Source organism: Pelagerythrobacter aerophilus, assembly GCF_003581645.1.
Taxonomy (GTDB): Bacteria; Pseudomonadota; Alphaproteobacteria; order Sphingomonadales; family Sphingomonadaceae; genus Pelagerythrobacter; species Pelagerythrobacter aerophilus.
Genome location: NZ_QXFK01000008.1, coordinates 113,392 through 135,206 on the forward strand (window position 1 = coordinate 113,392; position 21,815 = coordinate 135,206).

The 21,815-nt window shown below is 66.8% G+C and carries 19 protein-coding genes; 10 read left to right on the plus strand and 9 right to left on the minus strand.

What is annotated here, in order from left to right; all coding sequences use genetic code 11:
• The first annotated feature begins 41 nt into the window (after window positions 1-41).
• Genes D2V04_RS02030 through D2V04_RS02070 form a run of 9 tightly spaced genes read left to right on the plus strand, consistent with a single transcriptional unit; the run spans window position 42 to window position 6,417 of the window.
• Window positions 42-476, plus strand: a complete 435-nt coding sequence (locus D2V04_RS02030) for an SUF system Fe-S cluster assembly regulator (RefSeq protein WP_119511690.1) — start codon at window positions 42-44, stop codon at window positions 474-476.
• The gene (sufB, locus tag D2V04_RS02035; RefSeq protein WP_119511691.1) at window positions 473-1,954 is read left to right on the plus strand and encodes a Fe-S cluster assembly protein SufB; all 1,482 of its coding nucleotides are present in this window, start codon (window positions 473-475) and stop codon (window positions 1,952-1,954) included. Before D2V04_RS02030 ends, sufB begins: the two co-directional genes overlap by 4 nt.
• Window positions 1,951-2,253 carry a hypothetical protein gene (locus D2V04_RS02040; RefSeq protein WP_119511692.1) on the plus strand — a complete coding sequence of 101 codons (303 nt, stop codon included), beginning with the start codon at window positions 1,951-1,953 and terminating at the stop codon, window positions 2,251-2,253. The genes sufB and D2V04_RS02040 overlap by 4 nt, the downstream gene beginning before the upstream one ends.
• Window positions 2,250-2,786, plus strand: a complete 537-nt coding sequence (locus tag D2V04_RS02045; RefSeq protein WP_119511722.1) for an endonuclease domain-containing protein — start codon at window positions 2,250-2,252, stop codon at window positions 2,784-2,786. Before D2V04_RS02040 ends, D2V04_RS02045 begins: the two co-directional genes overlap by 4 nt.
• Complete coding sequence (gene sufC, locus D2V04_RS02050) at window positions 2,770-3,513, plus strand: Fe-S cluster assembly ATPase SufC (protein WP_119511693.1); 744 nt, start codon at window positions 2,770-2,772, stop codon at window positions 3,511-3,513. The genes D2V04_RS02045 and sufC overlap by 17 nt, the downstream gene beginning before the upstream one ends.
• Window positions 3,510-4,259 (plus strand): SufD family Fe-S cluster assembly protein, encoded by a 750-nt coding sequence (locus D2V04_RS02055; RefSeq protein ID WP_119511694.1) that lies wholly within the window; start codon window positions 3,510-3,512, stop codon window positions 4,257-4,259. The genes sufC and D2V04_RS02055 overlap by 4 nt, the downstream gene beginning before the upstream one ends.
• Complete coding sequence (locus D2V04_RS02060; protein WP_119511695.1) at window positions 4,256-5,521, plus strand: aminotransferase class V-fold PLP-dependent enzyme; 1,266 nt, start codon at window positions 4,256-4,258, stop codon at window positions 5,519-5,521. Before D2V04_RS02055 ends, D2V04_RS02060 begins: the two co-directional genes overlap by 4 nt.
• Window positions 5,518-6,033, plus strand: a complete 516-nt coding sequence (locus tag D2V04_RS02065) for an SUF system Fe-S cluster assembly protein (RefSeq protein ID WP_119511696.1) — start codon at window positions 5,518-5,520, stop codon at window positions 6,031-6,033. Before D2V04_RS02060 ends, D2V04_RS02065 begins: the two co-directional genes overlap by 4 nt.
• A gap of 27 nt (window positions 6,034-6,060) precedes the next feature.
• Window positions 6,061-6,417 carry a HesB/IscA family protein gene (locus tag D2V04_RS02070; protein ID WP_182849622.1) on the plus strand — a complete coding sequence of 119 codons (357 nt, stop codon included), beginning with the start codon at window positions 6,061-6,063 and terminating at the stop codon, window positions 6,415-6,417.
• On the opposite strand, the gene D2V04_RS02075 is transcribed toward D2V04_RS02070, so the two are convergent.
• Complete coding sequence (locus tag D2V04_RS02075; RefSeq protein WP_119511698.1) at window positions 6,414-7,307, minus strand: hypothetical protein; 894 nt, start codon at window positions 7,305-7,307, stop codon at window positions 6,414-6,416. The genes D2V04_RS02070 and D2V04_RS02075 overlap by 4 nt on opposite strands.
• The gene (locus D2V04_RS02080) at window positions 7,304-8,296 is read right to left on the minus strand and encodes a diacylglycerol kinase family protein (RefSeq protein ID WP_119511699.1); all 993 of its coding nucleotides are present in this window, start codon (window positions 8,294-8,296) and stop codon (window positions 7,304-7,306) included. The genes D2V04_RS02075 and D2V04_RS02080 overlap by 4 nt, the downstream gene beginning before the upstream one ends.
• 82 nt (window positions 8,297-8,378) lie before the next feature.
• Here D2V04_RS02080 and D2V04_RS02085 point away from each other — a divergent pair, with 82 nt between their 5' ends.
• The gene (locus D2V04_RS02085; RefSeq protein WP_119511700.1) at window positions 8,379-9,590 is read left to right on the plus strand and encodes a M20 metallopeptidase family protein; all 1,212 of its coding nucleotides are present in this window, start codon (window positions 8,379-8,381) and stop codon (window positions 9,588-9,590) included.
• A 9-nt stretch (window positions 9,591-9,599) separates the two neighbouring features.
• On the opposite strand, the gene D2V04_RS02090 is transcribed toward D2V04_RS02085, so the two are convergent.
• From D2V04_RS02090 to D2V04_RS17835, 7 genes are all read right to left on the minus strand, one after another.
• Window positions 9,600-10,097, minus strand: coding sequence for a MarR family winged helix-turn-helix transcriptional regulator (locus tag D2V04_RS02090; RefSeq protein WP_119511701.1), 498 nt, complete (start codon window positions 10,095-10,097; stop codon window positions 9,600-9,602).
• 57 nt (window positions 10,098-10,154) lie between these two features.
• Entirely contained in the window at window positions 10,155-13,232 is a 3,078-nt protein-coding gene (locus tag D2V04_RS02095) for a UDP-N-acetylmuramoyl-tripeptide--D-alanyl-D-alanine ligase (protein ID WP_119511702.1), read from the minus strand.
• The gene (locus D2V04_RS02100; protein ID WP_119511703.1) at window positions 13,229-14,416 is read right to left on the minus strand and encodes an HlyD family type I secretion periplasmic adaptor subunit; all 1,188 of its coding nucleotides are present in this window, start codon (window positions 14,414-14,416) and stop codon (window positions 13,229-13,231) included. The genes D2V04_RS02095 and D2V04_RS02100 overlap by 4 nt, the downstream gene beginning before the upstream one ends.
• A complete protein-coding gene (locus tag D2V04_RS02105) occupies window positions 14,413-16,554 on the minus strand; it encodes a type I secretion system permease/ATPase (protein WP_119511704.1) in 2,142 nt (713 codons plus the stop codon). Before D2V04_RS02105 ends, D2V04_RS02100 begins: the two co-directional genes overlap by 4 nt.
• Window positions 16,551-17,756, minus strand: coding sequence for a TolC family protein (locus tag D2V04_RS02110; RefSeq protein WP_119511705.1), 1,206 nt, complete (start codon window positions 17,754-17,756; stop codon window positions 16,551-16,553). The genes D2V04_RS02105 and D2V04_RS02110 overlap by 4 nt, the downstream gene beginning before the upstream one ends.
• Window positions 17,757-17,945: 189 nt before the next feature.
• Entirely contained in the window at window positions 17,946-21,644 is a 3,699-nt protein-coding gene (locus tag D2V04_RS02115; RefSeq protein ID WP_119511706.1) for a BapA/Bap/LapF family large adhesin, read from the minus strand.
• The coding region (locus tag D2V04_RS17835) for a hypothetical protein (RefSeq protein ID WP_228766201.1) at window positions 21,629-21,815 on the minus strand (187 nt) is incomplete at its 5' end. The genes D2V04_RS02115 and D2V04_RS17835, both read right to left, overlap by 16 nt.

Here is a 21,815-nt window from a genome sequence, read left to right on the forward strand (position 1 = left end):
GTGCATAGGTGCAAATCGGAACGAAATGGTCTGATTTGACGATGCGCCTCTCCAACCTTGCCGACTATGCGGTCGTGACGATGAGTGCCGCCGCGCGCCATTGCGGCGGCGGGCGCACGAGCGCGGCCGAACTGGCGGCGGAGACGGGGCTGCCGGTGCCGACGGTGCAGAAGGTGGTCAGCAAGCTCTCCGCCGCGGGTCTGCTGCGCTCGGTGCGCGGCGCGGGCGGCGGGCTGCAGCTCGCGCGCCCGGCCGCGGCGATCACGCTGGCGGACATCGTCGAAGCGGTCGAAGGCCCGATCGCTCTGACCGCCTGCATCGACGGCGACGAATGCGCGGTCGATCACACCTGCAGCGTCAAGCCGCACTGGCCGGTGGTCAACGCCGCGCTGCGCGGCGCGCTCGCAGGCATCCCGCTGACACAGCTTTCGAAGGCCGCACCGCGTGAACCGAATCTCACTGGAATTTCCGCATGACTGACGACATCGACATCCAGGATCGCGATGCCCGCGAAGCCGCTGCCCGCGCGGCCGAGTACGAATTCGGCTGGTCGAGCGACATCGAGCAGGAGTTCGCGCCCAAGGGGCTGAACGAGGATACGGTCCGCTTCATCAGCGCCAAGAAGCGCGAGCCGGAATGGATGCTCGACTGGCGCCTCAAGGCCTTCCGCCTGTGGCAGGAGATGGAGGAGCCGAACTGGGCCAAGGTCGGCTATCCGCCGATCGATTACCAGGACGCCTACTATTATGCCGCGCCCAAGAAGAAGGAACAGCTCGAGTCGCTCGACGAGCTCGATCCCGAGATCAAATCGGTCTACGACAAGCTCGGCATTCCCGTGGCGGAGCAGGAAGTGCTCGCCGGGGTCAAGGGCGCGCGCAAGGTCGCGGTCGACGCGGTGTTCGACAGCGTTTCGGTGGCGACGACCTTCCGCGAGGAGCTCAAGCGTGCCGGCGTTATCTTCCTCTCCATCAGCGAGGCGATCCGCGAGCATCCCGAGTTGGTGAAGAAGTGGCTCGGCCGTGTGGTGCCGCAGCGCGACAACTACTTCGCCACCCTCAACAGCGCGGTCTTCTCCGACGGCACGTTCGTCTACGTGCCCGAGGGAGTGCGCTGCCCGATGGAGCTAAGCACCTATTTCCGCATCAATGCTGAGAACACGGGCCAGTTCGAACGCACGTTGATCGTGGCCGAGAAAGGCTCCTACGTCTCGTACCTCGAAGGCTGCACTGCGCCGATGCGCGATGAGAACCAGCTCCACGCCGCCGTGGTGGAACTGGTCGCGCTCGAGGATGCCGAGATCAAGTACTCGACCGTGCAGAACTGGTACCCCGGCAATGCCGAGGGCAAGGGCGGGATCTACAACTTCGTCACCAAGCGCGGCCTGTGCCAAGGCGCGCGCAGCAAGATCTCGTGGACCCAGGTCGAGACCGGCAGCGCCGTGACCTGGAAATACCCGAGCTGCGTGCTCAACGGCGAGGATTCGGTCGGTGAGTTCTACTCGGTCGCCGTCACCAACAATTTCCAGCAGGCTGACACCGGCACCAAGATGATCCACAACGGCCGCGGCAGCCGCTCGACGATCATCTCCAAGGGTATCAGCGCCGGCAAAAGCAACAACACCTATCGCGGCCTCGTGCGCGTCGGCCCCAATGCCGAGGGCGTGCGCAACTTTACCCAGTGCGACAGTTTGTTGCTGGGCGACAAGTGCGGCGCGCACACCGTGCCCTATATCGAGGTCAAGAACCCGAGCGCGCAGATCGAGCACGAGGCGACCACCAGCAAGATTTCGGACGACCAGCTCTTCTACGCCATGCAGCGCGGGCTGGATCAGGAGCAGGCCGTCGCCCTGATCGTCAACGGCTTCGCCCGCGAAGTGCTGAAAGAGCTGCCGATGGAATTCGCGGTCGAAGCGCAAAAGCTGCTGGCGATTTCGCTGGAAGGGAGCGTGGGGTGATACGCATCCTTTTCATTATGATGCCGCTGTTAGTCGTGACTCCGGCGCATGCTACAACCCCGGCGCCGTGGATGATCGAGCACCAACAGTGTCTCGGCAAGGTGGCGGACGAGCAAATGGCTGCTGTAGCTCAAAAGTTGAGCCGCGCCGAAGCGCGTGCATTGGCTGAGGAAATTTATTGGGCCTGCCGAGCCTTGATGCCCGCAGACATGTCAGCCGTCGATCGTGTGCAATTCATCCATGGCCAGAGCCGCGATTTCGCCCGCCGACTTCGGTACCAATCCGGTGAAGCTCAGTGACCGACCGCAAGACCCTACAGCTCCGCGATTCGTCCGAGGCCGAAGCCCCATCCGCGCTAAAGAAGCGCGGCCGTGGGTGGAAGATTTCGGAAAAGCGGCTCGATGCGCTGCATGAGCGGGCGCGCGAGCTGCGGCGGCATTCGAGCGAGGCGCACAAGGCGCTGGCCGAGCGGTTCGCGAAGGCGGATCTCGGGCGCTACAAGTTCACCCGCCACGCGGTGGTCGGCTCGGCGATCGTCGATTTCAATTGCCACAACCTCGGCATGGCGATCGATATCGACGAGGACGGCGAGGACGAAGCGCTCGCCCGCCGCCGCGACAAGAGCCTCGAAGCGGTCGGCATTCGCGTGATGCGGATCAAGGCGGCCGACATTCTCGAGAACATGGACGACGTGCTGGCGCGCATCACCGCCGGCATGCGCTTGCGCATCGCCGACAAGCAGGCTGCGCGCCGCGAACATCATGCAAGCCACCCGCGCCAGAGTGCACCGCGCGGGCGCAGTTACAGGACCAGCAATGCTGAAAATCGATAATCTCCAGGCCGAAATTGGCGGCACGCGGATACTCAACGGTCTCTCGCTCGAAGTGAATGCGGGCGAAGTCCACGCGATCATGGGCCCCAACGGGGCGGGCAAGTCGACACTCGCCTACGTGCTCGGCGGGCGGCCCGGGTACGAAGTGACCGGCGGTTCGGTGGAGTTCATGGGCCGCGACCTGCTCGAGATGGAGCCGCACGAGCGCGCCGCGGCCGGCCTGTTCCTCGGCTTCCAGTATCCGGTCGAGATCCCCGGCGTTTCGAACGTGCAATTCCTGCGCGAGGCGCTCAACGCGCAGCGGCAAGTGCGCGGCGAGGAACCGCTGTCGGGCGGCGAGTTCCTCAAGCTGGCGAAGGAGAAGGCCGGGCTGCTGAAGCTCGACATGGACATGCTCAAGCGGCACGTGAACGTCGGCTTCTCGGGCGGCGAGAAGAAGCGCGCCGAGATGGTCCAGATGGGCATTCTCGATCCGCAGTTCGCTGTGCTCGACGAGACCGACTCCGGCCTCGACATCGATGCGCTCCGCGTCGTCGGCGAGGGCATCAACGCGATCATGCGTGCGCCGGAGAAGGGCGTGCTGCTGATCACGCACTACCAGCGGCTGCTCGACTACGTGAAGCCGGACTACGTCCACATCCTCAGCAGGGGCCGCATCGTGAAGACCGGCGGTCCCGATCTCGCGCTGCGGCTCGAGGAGGAAGGCTACGAGGCGGTCGCGGCATGAATGCGCTGACCGCCCTTCCCACCCGCAAGGACGAGGCCTGGCGCTATTCGGCGGTCGAGGCGCTCGCGGGCGCCGATCTCGACGCCTGGCGCGCGATCGACGTGCCGGCGGGCGAAAGCTACCGCGAGTGCCTGACGATCGAGAACAGCGAGGATACCGAGTTGCGCCGCTTGCGCTTCTCGGTCGGCGAAGGCGCGCAGTGCGAGCTGTTTGCGGTGATCGCCGCCGGGAAGCTGGGCCGGATCGAGGTTGAAGTGCGGCTTGCGAAGGGCGCGCATTTCGAGCTCGGCGGCGTCACCCTCGGCGGGCGCGACACCGTGCGCGAGTTCGTCACCCATGTGATCCATGCCGAGCCCGAAGCGACCAGCAACCAGGTCGTTCGCGCGGCCCACTGGGGCAAGGGCACCGGCAATTTCCTCGGCCAGATCGACGTCGTGCGAGACGCGCAGAAGACCGATGCGGCGCAGAGCTTCAAGGGGCTGCTGCTCGAAAAAGGCGCGAGCGTAAACGCGGTGCCGCAGCTCGAGATCTTCGCCGACGACGTGAAATGCGCCCACGGCGCGAGCGTCGGCCAGCTCGACGAGGCGGCGCGCTTCTACATGGCGGCACGCGGCCTCTCGCCCGAGCTTTCGCGGCGTCTGCTGGTCCAGGCCTTCATCGGCGACGCGTTCGTGGCGCTGGACGATGAAGCCGAGCGCGAGCGACTGATGGGCATCGCTCTTGCCAAGCTGGATCTGCACCTGTGAGCGGGCGTGTCTCCCCGAACTCCCGCGAAGGCGGAGACCTTAGCCCGCTCGCCGAGCGCCAGCGGCCTGAGGCCCCGGCCTTCACCGGGGCTCGCGATGTTCGCAAGGATTTCCCCGGCCTCGTCACCGCCGAGGGCAAGCCGTGGCACTATCTCGACACCGCTGCCACTGCGCAGAAGCCGCAAGCGGTGATCGACGCCGTCTCCCGCGCGATCGGGGCGGACTACGCAACGGTCCACCGCGGCGTCTATACGCGCTCGGCCGAGATGACGCTCGGCTACGAGGCGGCGCGGCGGCGGGTTGCGGGCTTTGTCGGCGGGCGCGAGGAGGAGCTGATCTTCAGCCGCGGCGCGACTGAGGCGATCAACCTCGTCGCCTACAGCTACCCCCATAAGGGCCGCGTGCTGCTCTCCACGCTCGAGCATCATTCGAACATCGTTCCCTGGCAGCTTGCCGGGTGGGAGGTCGATGTCTGCCCGCTGACCGAAGACGGCAGGATCGATCTAGACGCGGCCGAGCGCATGCTGACGAAGGACCACACCATGGTCGCCTTCGCACATATCTCGAACGTGCTTGGCTCGGTGGTCGACGCGAAGCGCGCGGCGGAGCTGGCGCATTCAGTGGGGGCGAAGCTGCTGCTCGACGGATGCCAGGCCGTGCCGCGCCTGCCGGTCGATGTCGCGGCGATCGGCTGCGACTTCTACGCCTTCAGCGCGCACAAGCTCTACGGCCCGACCGGGGTGGGCGCGCTCTGGGGCCGGGCCGAGCTGCTCGATGCTATGCCACCGTGGCAGGGCGGCGGCTCGATGATCGAGAAGGTGACTTTCGAACGCACGACCTATGCCCCCCCGCCGCAGCGGTTCGAGGCGGGCACCCCCGCGATCGTCGAGGCGATCGGCTTCGCCGCCGCATGCGACTATGTCGAGAGCATCGGGATCGATCGCATCCACGCGCACGAGTGCGCGCTGGTCGGGCACTTGCGCGAGGCGCTCTACGGGATGAACGACGTGACGCTGTTCGGCCCCGCCGACAGCGCGGGAATCGTAAGTTTCGCGATGCGCGGGGTTCACCCGCACGATCTCGGCACCATATTGGACGAGGAACACGTCGCGATCCGCGCCGGACACCACTGCGCGCAGCCGCTGATGGCCCATCTCGGCGTCCCCGCCACCGCGCGGGCGAGCTTCGGGCTCTATTCGGACGAAAGCGACGTCGAGGCGCTGCTGCGCGGGATCGATCGCACCAGGAGGATCTTCGGATGACCGAAGCGAGCGAAAAGAAGAAGGAATACGTGGCCGCGCCCGCGCCGAACGAGGGTTTCGCGAAACCGCCCCGCGCGCGCGTGTCGGATGCGGTCGACCCCGAGGAAAGCTCGGGGGAGACGATGGGCGAGAAGCTGGAGCGCAAGCGCGATTATCTCGAAGGCTTTCTGCAGAAGAAACCGGAGACCGTGTCGGCCGGCGCGCCGGGCGGCGAGCTCTACGAGGCGGTGATCGCAGCGCTCAAGGAGATCTACGACCCCGAGATTCCGGTCAATATCTACGATCTGGGCCTGATCTACGGCGTCGACGTCGACGGCGAAAGCGGCGTGACGATCACCATGACGCTGACCACGCCGCACTGCCCCGTCGCCGAATCCATGCCCGGCGAGGTCGAGCTGCGTGCGGCCTCCGTACCCGGGGTGCGCGATGCCGAAGTGAACCTGGTGTGGGACCCGCCATGGGGCCCGGACAAGATGACCGACGAGGCGCGGCTCGAACTGGGGATGCTCTAGGCGATCTCCGAAGGATAGATTTGTATCATGACCGAGACCAAAACCCGCCAACGCCCTGCCGCCGTCACGCTGACAGAAGCGGCCGAGCGGCGCATCGCCGACCTCATGGCGAAGGCGCCCGAAGGCGCCATCGGGGTCAAGCTCTCGACGCCGCGGCGCGGCTGCTCGGGCCTCGCCTATTCGGTCGATTATGTGACCGAGGAACAGGCGTTCGATGAGAAGATCGAAACGCCCGGCGGCACGTTCTACATTGATGGAGCGAGCGTGCTCTACCTCGTCGGCAGCGTGATGGACTGGCGCGAGGACGATTTCACCGCCGGCTTCGTGTTCGAGAATCCTAATGCCAAGGGTGCCTGCGGCTGCGGCGAAAGCTTCATGGTCTAACCGCGCCGGCGCGCGCGCCAGACTCTGAAGAGCACGCCCGGCGCGGCCAGCACCGGGTGCCGTTCGCGCCAAGGCGTGATCGCTACGGGAACGCCCGTGTGCCGTTCGATCTTCCAAGCCGCGTAGCGCGCGGCCCCGTCGAAGGTCGTGCTCGCCTTGACCAGTCGCGCGAGATTGAGCGGCTTGCCGAAACGCCGCCGGCGCCCCCACCAGCTCAGGATACGCCGCCGCTCGGTGGCCGAAAGGCGCGGCGCGAGCCGTTCTCCATCGCGCGCGAAGGGAATACCCTGTGCCTCCCAGGCGAGCGGCAACAGCCCTTCGAAATGAGCGGCGTTGACCGACAGGATCGAATCCTCGCGCCCCGGCTTCTCGACCCGGAACTCGGCCTGATAAGTCGCGCGGAACAGCGCGCGCCAGTAATCCCCGGCCGTACCGCTTTCCGGCCCGAGCGCCGCGGCGAGCCGGGCCGCCGTCTTCGCGGCGCTCGCGATCGCGGCAGCGACGCGCGGACGCCAATCCTCGGCCGACAGCCAAACCAGCGCGCTCGGCTGCACGAAACGCGCCCAGATCGTCGTGTCGCGGCTCTCCCCCTCGGCCGCCCGAACGAATGTCGCGAAGGCCATCCGCGCGACTTTCGCACGCAGCACGCGCCCCTCGTGCTCCCATTCGTGATAGCTCACGCGCGGCCAGATGCGCTCTGCCTGATCGCCCGGCAGCAGGAGGTAGAAGTCGAGCACGCCTTCGAGCTCGCCCGTGCGCAGGTTGGAACCGTAGAACAGCGCTGCCGCCGCGCCCGCTTCCTCGGCGAGTCGCGCGGCGAAAACAGTGACCGCAGGGTGAACCGCAGCCTCGAGTCCTTCCTCGATCCGCTGCGCCAGCGCGCCGTTCACGGTACCACGAAGCGCAGCTCGGGGCCGCTCGTCAGCCGGTAGCGCCCGGCGGGGAAGGCCTCGCCGTCGAGGATGATCTCGTCGTCAACCGCGATCTCGATCGGGTCAGCGGCGACGCGGTGGAAGCCTTGCTCGCGCAGACGCTCGGATCCGTGCCCGCGGACGATCGCCGGCATTTGCAGCAGCAGGCCTCGCGCGGGATGGTCGAGGACCGCGAGCTTGAGCCCTTCGCGCGGCTCGCCAAAGGGATTGAGGCCGGCGGGGAACCTCTCGAGCGTCGAGGCGAGAAGGAAATGGCGCCGTGCCGGGTCGCCGGCAGGAACGTGCGGCAGTGCGCGGCCTTCGGGGCCGATTGTCAGTTCCATCGGAACGCCGCGGCGCCAGCGGTTGCGATCGCTGCCGAGCAGGGCCTGGAGAATGCCCCACCCCGCCGTGACTCCCACCGCGAGGCTGTCGAACGCACCCAGCCGGTGGGCGTCCTGCCCGGCACGGATGCCGAGCGTATAGGCGCCGGCACCGAAGATGAAGCCGAGCATCGGCGCTGCCGCCCGATCGAGCGCATCGACCCGAACCGGCCGGCGGACCACGCGGCGGCCCGAGGCATAGGCCCCGATCGCCGCGCCGATCGTCCATGCCGGCGGTGCGCCGAGATCGACGTTGAGGGCGTTCGTCTTGCCCTTGGGCAGAACGGCGACGTCGGGCCAGGCATCGCCGAACACGTCGAGCCCGGCCGAGAGCACGTCGCGCACAGTGCCGTCCCCGCCGTTGATGACCAGATAGTCGATCCCGCGCGCGGCGAAGCGGGCCAGCTCCTCCTTCAGACGGGCGGTGTCGGGCGGCTGGGCGACGAAGATGTTGGCCTTCACCCCGAGATAGAGGTCCTGACCCTTGTTGCGGTGGCTGCGCGGGTTGTAGATCACGCCCACCGACGGCCCTGCGGTGGCGATCCGCACCTCGGGCACGGGCAGATTGGCGTCGGCGGGAGTCATGAGGGCGCCTTAGCCGGAGAGTGGGGTGCGGACCTAGACATTTTCGCTTCGCCGGCCCGGTCCGGTCCTGTAACCTCGGCCCATGCTCCATCCCGATCTGCTCGACTCCGCCCGCGCGCTGTCCGACCGCATTGTCACCCTGCGCCGCGCGATCCATGCCGAACCAGAGCTCGGGCTTCACACCCCGATGACGATGGCGAAAGTGCGCGCCGCGCTTGCGCATCTGCCGCTCGAATGGCGTGAAGGTTCGTCGACGACCGGCCAGGTCGCGGTGCTCAAGGGTGCACGACCGGGGCGGCGTGTCCTGCTGCGCGGCGACATGGACGCACTGCCGATGCGCGAGGAGACAGGGCTCGACTTCGCCTCCACCATCGAGGGGCGGATGCACGCCTGCGGACATGATACGCACACCGCGATGCTCGCCGGCGCTGCGGAGCTGCTCGCGGCCCGGCAGGGCGAACTGGCCGGCGAAGTGCTGTTCATGTTCCAGCCCGGCGAGGAAGGCTTCCACGGCGCGCGCTTCATGCTGGAGGACGGGCTGCTCGGCGGCGGCGCGCACGGCCCGCTGCCGGAAGCGGCCTTCGCGCTCCACATCATGCCCAACGCGCCCTACGGGGTGCTCGCGGGCCGTGCGGGGCCGCTGATGGCCGCGGCCGATCAGTTCGATGTCCTGGTGACTGGGCAGGGCGGCCATGCCTCAATGCCGCACGACGCGCGCGATCCGGTGCCCGCCGCATGCGAGATCGTAGGCGCGCTGCAGGCGATGGTCACGCGGCGCTTCAACGCGGCCGATGCGGTGGTCGTCACCGTGACTCAGCTCCAGGCCGGCACCGCGCACAACGTCATCCCCGATCATGCGAGCCTGCGCGGCACGATCCGCACACTGTCGCCCCGCCACCGCACCGCCGTGCGCGAGGCGATGGAGGCGGTCGTGCGCGGCGTGGCGCAGGTGCATGGGGTGGACGCCGAGCTGACCGTGACCGAGGGCTTTCCCGTCACCATCTGCGACGAACGCGCGGTCGCGCTCGGCCGCGAGGTCGTTCACGAGGCGCTGGGCGAAGGTTCGTGGCGCGAGTTGCCGGCGCCGATCATGGGCGCGGAGGATTTTGCCTACGTGCTGGAGAAAGTCCCGGGCGCCATGTTCTTTCTTGGCGTCGCGCCCGAGGGGGAGGACTGGCGCCAGTGCTGCGGCATCCACTCCCCGCGGATGACTGTCGACGAAAGCGCACTGCCGCAGGGGACCGCCATGCTCGCCGGCTGCGCACTGCGCTTCCTCGAAAGCGGATTCGCCTGAGCCGAGCCGCTATCGGCCGCGGGGGACGAACGGCTTTGGCCGGGCTGCGGTATCGCTCTCGGCCGGCTGCTCCAGAATTTTCCGCAGGAGGGTGACCATTGCGCTGCGCCCGCGGTCGGAGAGGCCGACGATGACGCGCCGATGGTCGAGCGGATCGGGTTGCCGCTCTATCAGCGCTTCGTCTTCGAGCCGGTCGATCAGCCGCATCGCCGATGTCGGAGTTATACTTGAAACGAGCATCAGCTGCTTGACGTAAACGATGCCGCCTTCCTCGCCGTTGACGAACAACTCCAGGAGTATGTCCCAGGCGTAGTCCTTCACCAGACCGGGCGGAATGTGCTGGTCCATTTCCTTGCGGAGGCGGATGAGCCGCCGCGCGCAATCGACGAGCTCCCGTTCGAGAATCGTCCGGCCGTGGCCGGCCTGCGCCAGGGATTCGACCGTCCGCCGGGAGGAGGGTGACGGATCCGCGGGAAGCGGGATGATCCTGTCCTTCGAACTTCTCATGACGATATTTGTCAAATGCTCCGAAACAATATTTAACAATTCAGCTTTATCTTGAAGTCAGTTCCTTTCTTCTGTCGTTTCTATATCAGAAACAAGTTGATGTATAGCAGTGCTGTGTGAACCTTTGAAAAGTATTGCGTCCCCAGTTTTCAGGTCGGATAGTAAACAGCTTCTTAACTTTTCTAAGGAAGAAGGTCGGGCTCCCCTGATTTTTTCGGGCAGATTGGACCAGAACTCGTCGTATAGGGGGCCAAGCGCATAGACCCGGTCTATCGGCTGGCGGGCCACGGCGGCGGCAAGCTGCGTGTGGTATGAACCCGCGTCGGGACCGAGCTCGGCCATTTCGCCCAGGACGGCGATGCGGCGTGCGGCCCCTGTCTTCGTGCCCAGCAGCGCTAGCGCCGCTTCCATCGAACCGGGATTGGCATTGTAGGCCTCGTCGAGGACGAGCACCCGCCGCCCCTCGATATCGGCTTCGAATTCCCGGCCGCGCCCTTCCAGCGGGACGAAGGTCGCCAGTCGCGACAGCGCCGGTTCGAGATCGCGGCCGAGCGCCCATAGCGCGGCGAGAACCGCCAGCGCGTTCAGCGCCATGTGTTCCCCGGCGGCCCCCAGCGCGAAGGCGACGCTGCGCCCGCCGATGCACGCCTCGGCAACGCGGGACGATGCATCGTAGCCGGCGAGCCTGACCTCGCATCCCGCCGCCCGGCCGTAGTTGATCACGCGCAGGCCGCGGCTGCGGGCGGCCATGTGGACCCGCGCCCATTCGGCCATCTCGCGGTTGAGCACCGCCACCCCGCCGGGGCGCATGCCTTGGAAGATCGCGCTCTTTCGCCGGGCGATCGTCGCGAGATCGCGGTGGTATTCGAGATGCGCGGGCAGGATGTTGGTGAAGATTGCCACGTCCGGCCGGGTCAGGCGTGAATTCTGCGCCATCCGGCCGATCGCCAGCTCCAGAGCGATATGCGGCACGTCCCACGGGATCGAGGCGAGATTCCAGGCGATCCCGTGCGGCAGGTTGGCATTGTGGCGTGTCGTCCCGACTGCGCCGTAGCCTTCCATCGCGTGCGCCAGCATTGCGACCGTGCTCGTCTTTCCGGCGCTGCCGGTGACGGCGACGACCTTTCCAGCCATCTTTCGGCGCGCATATTCGCCGAGGTCGAGAATTGCCGCCTCGACATCGCTCACAAGCAGAGCCGGCGCGCCAGTGTCTTCGAGTTGCACGGGGTCGCTGCCGATATAGGCCGCGGCACGGTTCGCCAGGCGGGGAATGTGACGTTCCGAGACACCGCGCTGGCCATCGGGCGGGCGCAGCGCGATCATGTCTCCATCGCGGAATGCCGGAAGGTAGGTGCACAATCCGCTCGTCGACCAGTCCGCCTCTGGACGCCTCAGCCATTCCCCGCCTGTCGCCTTCTCGACATCCGCCGCGGTCCAGTGACGCTGGTTCTTCTCCACCGGAGGACGGTGGGCGGCAGCGTCTTCGCCATCGCGAGCCAGAAGATAGCGGCGATAGGCGGCCAGGCCCGACAAGTAGTGCTCAACGTCGTCGATGCGGATGCGGAAGGCGTGGTGGCGGATGAAGAAGCTGCCGGCGATCTTCTCCGGCCGGGCGAAGAACATCGCCAGCTCGGGCCAGAAGTGGCCATTGAGCAGATAGTGCGCGCGAAAGTCGAGCGCCTGGTAGAAGCGCGTCAGGTCGATCCCGTCGAGCAGGTGCCGCCGCTCGGGATCGGCGCGCAGCCGGGCGACCATGCTCTCCGCCGCGGTCATCAGCTCCAGCAGCGTCGGGAAAGTCGTGATCCGTTCGAGGACGAAGCCGAGATGGGTGCGAAAGTTGTCGAGCCCGAACCGGAAATAGCGCTCCTCGGGCCGATAGCGGGTCAGTTCATTGACGGCATAGCTGAGCCAGTGGTCGTGTGCCTTCCAGTGCTCCTGGTCGATGAAGTATGCGAACGCCTTCTCCACCGCGGACAACCAGCGCTCGTCGCCGGTGGCCTCGTAGAGGCGCATAAGGGCGAAGGCCGCCTCGCCATCGTAGTAGATGATCCGGAAGCGCTCCTTCTCGTTCAGCGAAGAATAGGCGAGCACATGGGAGAACGATCCGTTATCGGGATCCTGCATGTGCAGGATTCCCGCACCCAACTGCTCGGCGAGCGCGAGGCTTTCGGCGGTTCCCGTCAGTGCATGGTGCTTGAGCAGCGCAAGGATCGCCACGGCGTTCCCACCCAGCTTGATCTCGTCCCCGACGTCGACGAGGAACGCTGCCTTCTCCTCCGAAGGGAGTGGCGCGATTCGAATGAGCTCCCCCGTCAAATAGGCGAGGGCGCGGCTGATCGCTTGCTCCAGATCCTCGTCGCGGGTGACTTCCCATGCTTCGAGCATGGCATAGACGGTGCTCGCATGGCGCAGCGTGTTGTAGGCCCGGATGGGGCGGTCGAAGCACGGATGCCAGCCGTAATGGAAGCGCCCGTCGTCGAGAACCTGCGTGGCGAGATAGGCGCTGCCCGACCGGACGAGCTGTGCCGCATCCTCCGGCTGCAGCGCGCCCATCGTACGCCGCCCGGAGTCGAGACCGGCGCCGGAAAGCTCGTGGACCGCGAGATCGTCGCCGACGAATGCGCCCCTGGTGGTGAACAGCCAGACCGGATCGTCGTCGCCGAACGTCAGATCCGCCAGCCGGTGGCGCTTTTCGGCGTAGATGCGGAAGTTCTTCTCGTTGAGGACGGCCGCCGGGTTCCGGTTTCCGCCGTAGAGCATGGCGTTGGCGTTGATCTCGGTCTCGAGGAACGCGTGCTCGAAGCCGGGATCGAGCGAGACGCCGAGGCGGAAATAGTTGCGCTTGATGGTGCGCAGCGCTGCCTTGAGTTCGCCCCAGGTCCTGCGCTCCACCGCGTCGACCCAGTCGAGGCGCAACCAGCGAACCGCCCTGCCGCTGGCGGCGATCCGCTCGACGCCGGCCTGCCAGGCCTCCTCCACGGTGTCCCCGCTCGCGGTTACGGTCGTCGCTCGCCGGGTTCCGTCGGTGAAAGAGAAGAACAGGACCGCGCGCGCCTGGCCTTCGACCTGCACGGATGGGACCTGCCCCAGACGGGTGCGGAGGCGCTCCAGGCAGGTTTCGAGCCGATCCGTCACCTCTCCCGAAGAGCCTCCTGTGCCCGGTTGATCGGCTTCATCAGGTATTGCAGCACCGTCTTCTGCCCGGTGTGAACGTCGACGGTGGTGATCATGCCCGGGACGATCGGGAAGCGTTCGCCCGCATCGTTGACCAGCGCGTTCGACGTCGTGCGGACGAAGACGCGGTAGTAATAGACTTCGGGATTGACCTCGTCGCGGATGGTATCGGGGGAGATTGACGCGACTTCGCCTTCGAGGCCGCCGTAGATCGAATAGTCGAAGGCGGTGACTTTCACCGTCGCCCTCTGCCCCGGATGGATGAAGGCGATGTCGCGCGGCGACATGCGCGCCTCGATCATGAGCTGGTCCTCCAGCGGAATGATCTCCATCAGCCGCCCGTTCGGCGGGATCACCCCGCCCACGGTCGAAACCTCGATGCTCTTGACGATCCCCTTGACCGGGGAGCGGAGCGTCAGCCGGCTCACGGTGTCGGAACGCCCGCGCACGACCGGAGCGAGAGCCTCCACTTGCTCGTTTGCTTCGGAGAGCTGCTGCCGTGCCTCGACGAGATATTGCGAGCGCAGATCCGCCTTCTTCAGCTCGAGCTCGGAAAGCTGGCGCCGCAGCCGGATCACCTCAACGTTGCTCGCGGCGCCGACCTCGATCAGCGATTCCCCGATCGCGACTTCACGGCGGATCAGTGCGATCGACTGATCGATCAGGCGAACCGACTCGTTCAGGCTGCGCCGGCGAGTTTCGTAGAGGCGGGTTTCCGCTTGTTTGAGGTCCGGAAACTCCTCGAGCTCGGCGGGAAAGGTCAGCGCCGTCTGGTTGACTTCCGCCTGCAACCGGGCCGACGCCGCAAGCGCCGCGCGGTACTTCGCGGCGCTTTCCTCGAAGGTCGAGCTCGCCTGGGTCGGGTCGAGCTGTGCGAGAATCTGCCCGGCCTCGACCAGATCGTCCTGCTGGACGTGCAGCTTCGCGACGATGCCGCCTTCGAGCGATTCGATGACCTGTTCGCGCATGGTCGGCACAACCCGGCCGCTGCCGGTCGCCACTTCGTCGAGCGTGGCGAACCATGCCCAGAGGATGGCGGCGGCAAACAGTGCGCCGAGCGTCCAGACCAGGCGGCTGGAGAGCTTCAGGCGGGGATCCGTCTCCTCACCGAACAGCCAGTCCTCGCTCGCGGCCTGCGCGGTCATGCGGCCTTGCCCTTGCCCTGCATCGTCGCCAGCGCGGCGTGCTTGGGTTTGTCCAGCTTGACCGCGCCGTTGTGGATCACGACGATCCGCTCGACGAGTTCGAGCACCCGCATGCGGTGCGTGGCGATGATCACGGTGCGGCTCTTGCTCCAGTCCGCGAAGCGTTCGATGAAGTGCCGCTCGGCCGCCTCGTCCATCGCGGCGGTGGGCTCATCGAGCAGGACGACCGAGGGTTCGCGCAGCAACAGCCGCGCGAGGAGCAGGGCCTGCGTCTGTCCGCCCGAGAGGCCCAGACCGCCTTCGAGGATCATGTAGTCGAGCCCCGACTGGGTCCGGCGCACGAAATCGTCGGCGCCGACCATTTCCAGCATGGCCGCGATCTGTTGGTCGGACGCATTGGGCGCACCCATCGTCAGGTTGTCGCGCAAGGTCCCGTGGAACAAGCGGCTGTTCTGGCTGAGCAGGCCGATGTCGCGCCGCACATCGGCCGGATCGATCTGCTGCAGCGCCAGGTCGTCGACCAGCACTTCGCCCGCGATCGGCGGGAGCAGCCCGGAAAGCGCCTGCAGCAGGGTCGACTTGCCGGCCCCGTTGCGGCCGAGCAGTGCGATCTTCTCGCCCGCGGCGATGTCCAGCTGCGGCACGGCCAGCGCGGGGGGCGCGTTGGCGTCTCCGTAAGTGAAGATGGCCGAGCGGAGGCCGAAATTCCCCTGTATCGCCGGGATCTGGAGGCGGTGTCCGTGCTCGGGGTTGTCGACCGGCAGCGCCATGATCTGGTCCACGCCCTGAATGCCGACTTTCGCCTGCTGCAACCGGTTCAGGACTTGCGCCACCTGCGAGATCGGCGCCATCATGCGCGAGCCCAGGATCGATGCGCCGACGAGCGCGCCGGTCGTCATGTCGCCCGCGATCACTAATGGCGCGCCGACGAACACGATCGTGGCGTAAACGGCGTTCTGCACGTTCTGCGCCCAGGCGGTCAGCCCGTTGGTGAGGCCCCGGAGTTTGAGCTGCGCCTCGCCCGCCACGGCGTTGAAGTGGTTCCACCGCTGCTGCAGCGGGTCTTCGGCCTGGAGCGTCTTCACGTCCTCGATCCGCTGGATCGCTTCCACCAGCATGGCGTTGCGCAGGGAGGACTCGCGCATTGCCTCGGTCGCGTAGGCACGCAGCTTCCGCTGGGCGAGCCAGCCGGGCACGAGCAGCAGCAGCATCGCGCCGAGCGGGACCAGGGCGAGCGGCCCGGCGATGAACCAGAACGCCGCCAGGAACAGGAGGAAGAACGGAATGTCGGCGATGGCGGACACCGTCGTCGAGGTGAGCAGTTCGCGCACCTGCTCGAGATCGCGGAGCTGGGCGATGAACGTTCCGGTGGAGGCGGGACGGTCGCTGTTCCGCACCCGCAAGGCATGGCCGAACACCCGATCGGAAATGCGCAGGTCCGCCCGCCGGCCCAGCACGTCGATGATATTGGTGCGCAGCTTGGTCAGCAGGAAGCTGAAACCGATCGCGAACAGCACGCCGATGAACAGGACGTAGAGCGTCGGGAACGATCCCGCCGGCACGACGCGGTCGTAGACCTGCATCGAGAACAGCACGCCGGCCAGCGCGAGCGTGTTCGTCACCAGCGATGCGACGACGACGCTGGCGTAGGAGCGGCGGTCCTTCAGCAGAATTCGCCGCAGCCAGTGCTCCTCGTAGGGGCGGATATAGGTATCGACCCGCGCGTCCGGGATGGCGCCGGCGGGGCGCGGGACGACGAAGCTCTCGCTGGCCTCGATCAGCTCGGCCAGTTCCATGCGCTGCTGCAATCCGGCCTCGCCCGCGACGGCCAGGCTGACTTCCCCCGACGCGCTGACCGCCGTGATCACGGCCAGATCGCCGTCCCGCATCCGTGCGACGACCGGTAGGCGCCAGCTCGTCAACGACAGCGAGGCGGGTTCGGCGAAGTGGACCTGCAAGCCCGCGTGCCGCGCGAGCATGCGGATACGCTCCTCATTCCCCTTGGTATGCAGCCAGCGATCGGACAGCCGGGCCGTCTCGGCCGATACCGGCAGCCCGTATTGGCGAGCGACGAGATGGAAGGCCTCGATCCAGGCGTGCGGGCGGAAATCCGCGTCCGGGGCGGCCTCGACCGTCACAGGACCGTGCCGCCGATGGTGGCGCCCGCGAGTCCGACCGCCTCGCGTGCGGTTCCCGAATTCACCAGGCAATCGACCTGCAGACGGCGGAGATCATGCTGCGTGTTGACTCTGTCGAAGCGGACCTGATGCAGCTCCTGCTCCGCGTTGAGCAGGTCGACCAGCGTCTTGGTCCCCATCTCCAGATATTGCAGGCGGTAAAGCTTGCCGGTCTCGCGCATGCTCGCCTCGCGAAAGGCGAGCGTGTCGAGTACGCGGCCGAAGCTCGCCACTTGCCGCTGCGCTTCGCTCAGCGTGCGGCTCACATCGTTGCGGATGCGCGCTTCCGCCGCGTCGGCGGCGCCGAGCGCGTGGGAGGCGCCTCGGATCCGCGCCTGGTTGGCTCCGCCGTTGTAGAGCGAGGTGGAGACGTTGATCCCGAAATTGTACTCTTCGCGGCCTCCGAACGGATCGTGGATGTCGGTCGCGCCACCGGCACCGAGCGACACGGTGGGCAGGCTCTCTGCCCGGCTGCGCTCCAGGTCGGCGAGCGCCTGGTCGCGCTCGGCCCGGACCTCGCGGATCGCCGGAATCGTTTCCCAGTCCGGCTCCCCCTGCGCGCAGGATTGCATGAAGTCGTCGGGCAATTCCGACGACACTGCGGGAGCTTCTCCGCGTCCGAGAAGATGGGCGAGGGTTGTCTGCCAGCGCTGGTGCTCGGCCTCGATCTCCTCGATCGTCGCCTGGGCGGCCTGCACGCGGGCGTCGGCCTGCAGCATGTCCGCCTTGGTCGCCGCGCCTTGCTCGAAGCGGTGCCGCACGAGATCGCTGATGCCGCGGACACTTTCGAGCTGGTCGAGCGCGATCTGCCGCAGCGCTTCGGTGCGCTGGAGTTCGATGACCGAGTAGCTGGTGTCGCGGATCAGCGAATCCACCGCAAGCAGGAGCCGCGCCTCGCCGATCGCGACACCGGCCTCTGCCGAGTCGACCGAGCTGCGCACTTTCCCGAAGTCGTAGAGCATCTGCGAGACGGAGACGTTGGCGCGGGGGCGCCAGCGGCTCTGGCCGATGTTGTCGTATCCTGTGCCCACGCCGGCGTTGATCTGCGGCAGATAGCCGGCTTCGGCGACGTCGATCTCCTCGGCTCGCGAATCCAGTCGCGCACCCGCCTCTACCACTGAGGGAAGCCAGGCAACCGCCTCGCGCGCAGCACGGTCGATCATGAGGGGCGCCGGGCTCTCAGGAGGCGAGGCTGCGAGGCTCGACGAAAGGCCGAGCCCGCAGGCCCATCCGGCTGCGACAAACCAAGCATCCCCCCACTTCACCCGATTAGATTTCACACATTCTCACTCGTACTGCGGTAACAAGGGCCCGCGCCGATTTCGGCGCGAGCCCCTTGAGAATACAGTCGATTAGACAACCGAAACGTTACTGCCGTCGAGGTCGTCCCGCGGGTCCGTACCCAGGTAGCCGAGCGGATCCTGGACGGGATCCAAGGCGGTCTGCACGAGTGCGATCTCTCCGGTCGGCTCGGTCGCCAGGGGCATCGGCGCATCGTCGCCGCTTTCCCCGAGATAGCGATCGAGCACTTCCTCGAGCGTGCCCTGCCCTTCGAGCAGGTCGAACTCGGGGAGCCCGGTCTCGCCGGTGGCCGCGATGGTCTCGCTGCCGTCGGCATCCGCCAGCTCGAGCGGGATGGCGTCGGCTGCGAACATGCTCATGAAGGCCGCCGCATCGGCGTCGGGCACCCCGGCGCCGGACGGCTGGACGGTCACCTCGAGCGTGCCCTCCTCTACCTCGCCCGACGGAAGCGTGACCTGGTACTCGAAGGTATCGAGCGCCGGTTCGGTCAGGTGCGCCGCCGTGTTGGGCGTGTAGGTGTAGGTGCCGTCGGCATTGACCTCCAGCGCACCATAGGTGCCCTGGACGGTCACTGGAGTGCCGCTGGTCACGTCCGTAAAGGTCGTGCCATCGGCCGAGATCGCCAGCGGCGGATCCACGTCCCCGAGCAGGTCGTTCGCAAACAGATCGCCTTCGGCCGGGAAAGTCTGGCCGACGAGGAAGCTGTCGAGATGGGTGACCGTCGAGGTAACGTCGATGTTGACGCCCCCGGCCACCGAGACCAGGCCGAAGTTGACGTCGGCCCGGACCCGGTACTCGCCCGCGGGCACGTCCGGAACGAGGATGTCACCGGTGCCGCCGCTGCCCAGCAGGCTCAGCAACTGGCTGCCATCGTAGCTCGCGTAAGTGCTCCAGGTGCCGCTCGTCGTGTCCAGCAACTCGACGAAGACCGTGACGCCGCCGCCTACGCCGAGGAGACTTCCGGCATCGACGGCGAGCGTCACGTCCTGGGTGGTGTCGGCAGCGACGATGAAGCTGTCGCTGACGAGATCGCCAGTCGCGCCGAGCGGCGCGCCAAGCAGCACTCCGGTCCACGCATAGTCCACCGCATCGGGTATCGGATCGCCTGCGGTCACCTCGTACTCGTACTCGATCCCGGCCTGCGCCGTATCGTCGGCCACTTGTTCACCCGCGACCTCGACCGTAAGCGTCGCCTCGACTGAGTTAGTCCCGTCCGAGATGGTGTAGGTGAACACGTCGGACAGTCCGATCGAGGCGGAGTCGCCGTTCGCCGTGTAGCTGTAGGAACCGTCGGCGTTGATGACGAGCGTGCCGTAGGCACCCTCGATCGTCGCGCTGCCACCGGCGAGTGTCTGGACCTCGCCGGCACCGTTCTCGACCTGCGTTACCGTCGTGCCGGGAACAGCGGTATCTTCACCCGCCTCTCCGCTGGCGACCGCGTCGGGGTCGATCACGTTCCCGGTGACCGGCGTACCGATAGCCGAGAAGCTGTGCTCGGTGACGGTCGCCGTGACCGAGGTGTCCTGGATGACCGTGAGCGTGTTGCTGAGCAGCGCCTCCGTGACAGCCCCGAGGACCGCATCGAGAGATGCGCCCAGGCCCAGCGAGTTGAGACCGTCCGCCAGGACTTCCACCAGCTCACCCGCACCGAGACTGGTGGTGGTGTCGAGCACCGGCTCCAGGAGGTTCCTGACGACGGTTCCCAGCGGAAGTCCGATGCCTGGTAGGATCTCGCCGTTCAGTGCGGTCTCGACCGAGTCAAGAACGAGCGCCTGGTTCTCGGTGCCGAGGACCACGCCGCCTTCGCCCAGTTCCTCGAGCGACAGGCCGTTGCCGTCGGTGTCGAGCAGGCTGCCCGCGGTGCTTTCGCCCTTGCGGACCACGATCGTGTAGTCGCCCGGTTCGAGCCCGGTCACATTGGCGACCAGCGTATTGTCGCTGGTAACCCCGAGCACGCCCAGTCCGGCCACGTCGCCAAGCAGCGGATCGTTGCCGGTGGTCAGGACCCCGATCAGCTCGCCCGCCGAGTCGTAGATCTCGACGTTGAAGGCGTCCGCCACTGCGAGCAGCGACGTCTGGCTGACTTCGATGGCGACATCGCCCGAGGTTCCTTCGGCGACGGAGATCGCGAGGCTGTTGGTGGCGTTGCCGTCATCGAGCAGCCCGAGGACCTGCAGGTTGTCGTCCGTCACCGGGGCCTGGGTGACCGAGTCCCGGGCCCCCAGGTCTGCCGTGGCCGTATCGTCCACCGCCAGGAGAACCGCCACCGTCACGGCGCCCAATTGAGCGCTCGGTCCGGTGTTGCCGGCCGCGTCGGTCTGACGGACCTGCACGTCGCCGGCGGCATATTCGCCGGCAGCCAGTTCGAAGCTGGTGCCCGCACCGGCCACCCAGCTCGTGCCGCCGTCGATCGAGTACTCCCAGGACGCTCCGTCCTCGAGGCCGCTGATCCCGACGGTACCGTCGCTGGTGATGCCGTCGCCATCGACGCCGGTATCGGTTTCGAGGGCAGCTTCAGGCGCTGCCGGCAGCGTAAGGTCGGGTGCCTCGGCAGTGGTTGGCGTGGACTCGTTGCCGGCCGCATCGGTGGCGGTGACCAGGAGGTCCTCGCCATCGGTCTGCGCCGGGATGGTCACGCTATAGGTGCCGTCGGCCTCGACCGTGCCGGTTCCGAGTTCGGTCGTGCCATCGGGAGCATAGACCGTGATCGTCGCGCCGACTTCACCCGTACCGGTCACCAGGGTGCCGGTCCCATCGTCGACATCGGCCGTCGGTGCCGCAGGTGGTGTGAGATCCGGTGCCTCGGCCGTGGTCGGCGTCGACTCGTTGCCGGCCGCATCGGTGGCCGTGACCAAGAGGTCCTCGCCATCGGTCTGTGCCGGGATGGTCACGCTATAGGTGCCGTCGGCCTCGACCGTGCCGGTGCCAAGCTCGGTCGTGCCGTCGGGAGCATAGACTGTGATCGTCGCACCGACCTCACCCGTGCCCGACACCACACCGCCGGTCGCATCGTCGACATCCGCTGTCGGTGCGTCGGGCGGTGTGGTGTCGGGCGATGTGGTGTCGCCCTCCACCAGGTCGATCGTCAGCGTAGCCGTATCGCTGGTCCCGTCGGGATTCACGAGCCGGTAGGTAAACACTTCCGACTCGCCCACACCCACTGCCTCGTCGTTCGGCGTGTAGGTGTAGCTTCCGTCCGCATTGATGAGGAGCGAGCCGTATTCGCCCTCGATGACGAGACCGTTGGTCACGGCGACGAAGTTGCCGTCGCCGGTATCGATCTCAAGCACCGCCTCGCCCGCGTCCACATCGTTCGCGAGCACGTTGCCGCTTACCGGATCGCCATCGACCGTCGTGGTCTGGAATTCAACATCGAGCGTGAGCGTGATGCCCAGCGACAGCAGGCCGCCACCTTCGTAGACCACCCGATAGTTCCCCGGGGGGAGGTCGTCGGCCGTGACCTGGACCTGGTTGTCGCCAAGGACAGTGAGCGAAAGCAGGTCAAGCGCACCACCTCCCGAGGTGCTGGCGACGTCCTCGAACGTCCCGTCGGGCAGTTCCCTCTGCAGAGTGAACTCGACGTCCGAGAGCACGGTCGCCACGCTATCCGCGGTTAGCGTGAATGAGGCATCGGTTTCCGCACCGGCGGCAACCGCAAAGTCGTAGGTCTCGCTGAAGGTTCCGACCGCCAGAGTGTAGGTCGTGCTCTCGCTATCCGCCGTGGTCTCGACGGTCAGCGGGAACTCCACGCTGGCCGTATCGTCGAACGCGTCAGCGTCAGCGTCAGCGTCCGCGTCCGCGTCAGCATCGGCGTCCGCATCAGCATCAGCATCAGCGTCTGCGTCGGCATCAGCGTCTGCATCAGCATCGGCGTCTGCATCGGCGTCCGCATCGGCGTCCGCGTCTGCGTCGGCATCAGC

What these genes read in the sequence shown, in the direction of transcription:
- D2V04_RS02100 (WP_119511703.1), bottom strand. Translation starts at nt 14,416, where the DNA reads ATGACCGCGCAGGCCGCGAGCGAGGACTGGCTGTTCGGTGAGGAGACG.
- D2V04_RS02055 (WP_119511694.1), top strand. Translation starts at nt 3,510, where the DNA reads ATGAATGCGCTGACCGCCCTTCCCACCCGCAAGGACGAGGCCTGGCGC.
- D2V04_RS02070 (WP_182849622.1), top strand. Translation starts at nt 6,061, where the DNA reads ATGACCGAGACCAAAACCCGCCAACGCCCTGCCGCCGTCACGCTGACA.
- sufC (WP_119511693.1), top strand. Translation starts at nt 2,770, where the DNA reads ATGCTGAAAATCGATAATCTCCAGGCCGAAATTGGCGGCACGCGGATA.
- sufB (WP_119511691.1), top strand. Translation starts at nt 473, where the DNA reads ATGACTGACGACATCGACATCCAGGATCGCGATGCCCGCGAAGCCGCT.
- D2V04_RS02030 (WP_119511690.1), top strand. Translation starts at nt 42, where the DNA reads ATGCGCCTCTCCAACCTTGCCGACTATGCGGTCGTGACGATGAGTGCC.
- D2V04_RS02090 (WP_119511701.1), bottom strand. Translation starts at nt 10,097, where the DNA reads ATGAGAAGTTCGAAGGACAGGATCATCCCGCTTCCCGCGGATCCGTCA.
- D2V04_RS02080 (WP_119511699.1), bottom strand. Translation starts at nt 8,296, where the DNA reads ATGACTCCCGCCGACGCCAATCTGCCCGTGCCCGAGGTGCGGATCGCC.
- D2V04_RS02085 (WP_119511700.1), top strand. Translation starts at nt 8,379, where the DNA reads ATGCTCCATCCCGATCTGCTCGACTCCGCCCGCGCGCTGTCCGACCGC.
- D2V04_RS02110 (WP_119511705.1), bottom strand. Translation starts at nt 17,756, where the DNA reads ATGATCGACCGTGCTGCGCGCGAGGCGGTTGCCTGGCTTCCCTCAGTG.
- D2V04_RS02065 (WP_119511696.1), top strand. Translation starts at nt 5,518, where the DNA reads ATGACCGAAGCGAGCGAAAAGAAGAAGGAATACGTGGCCGCGCCCGCG.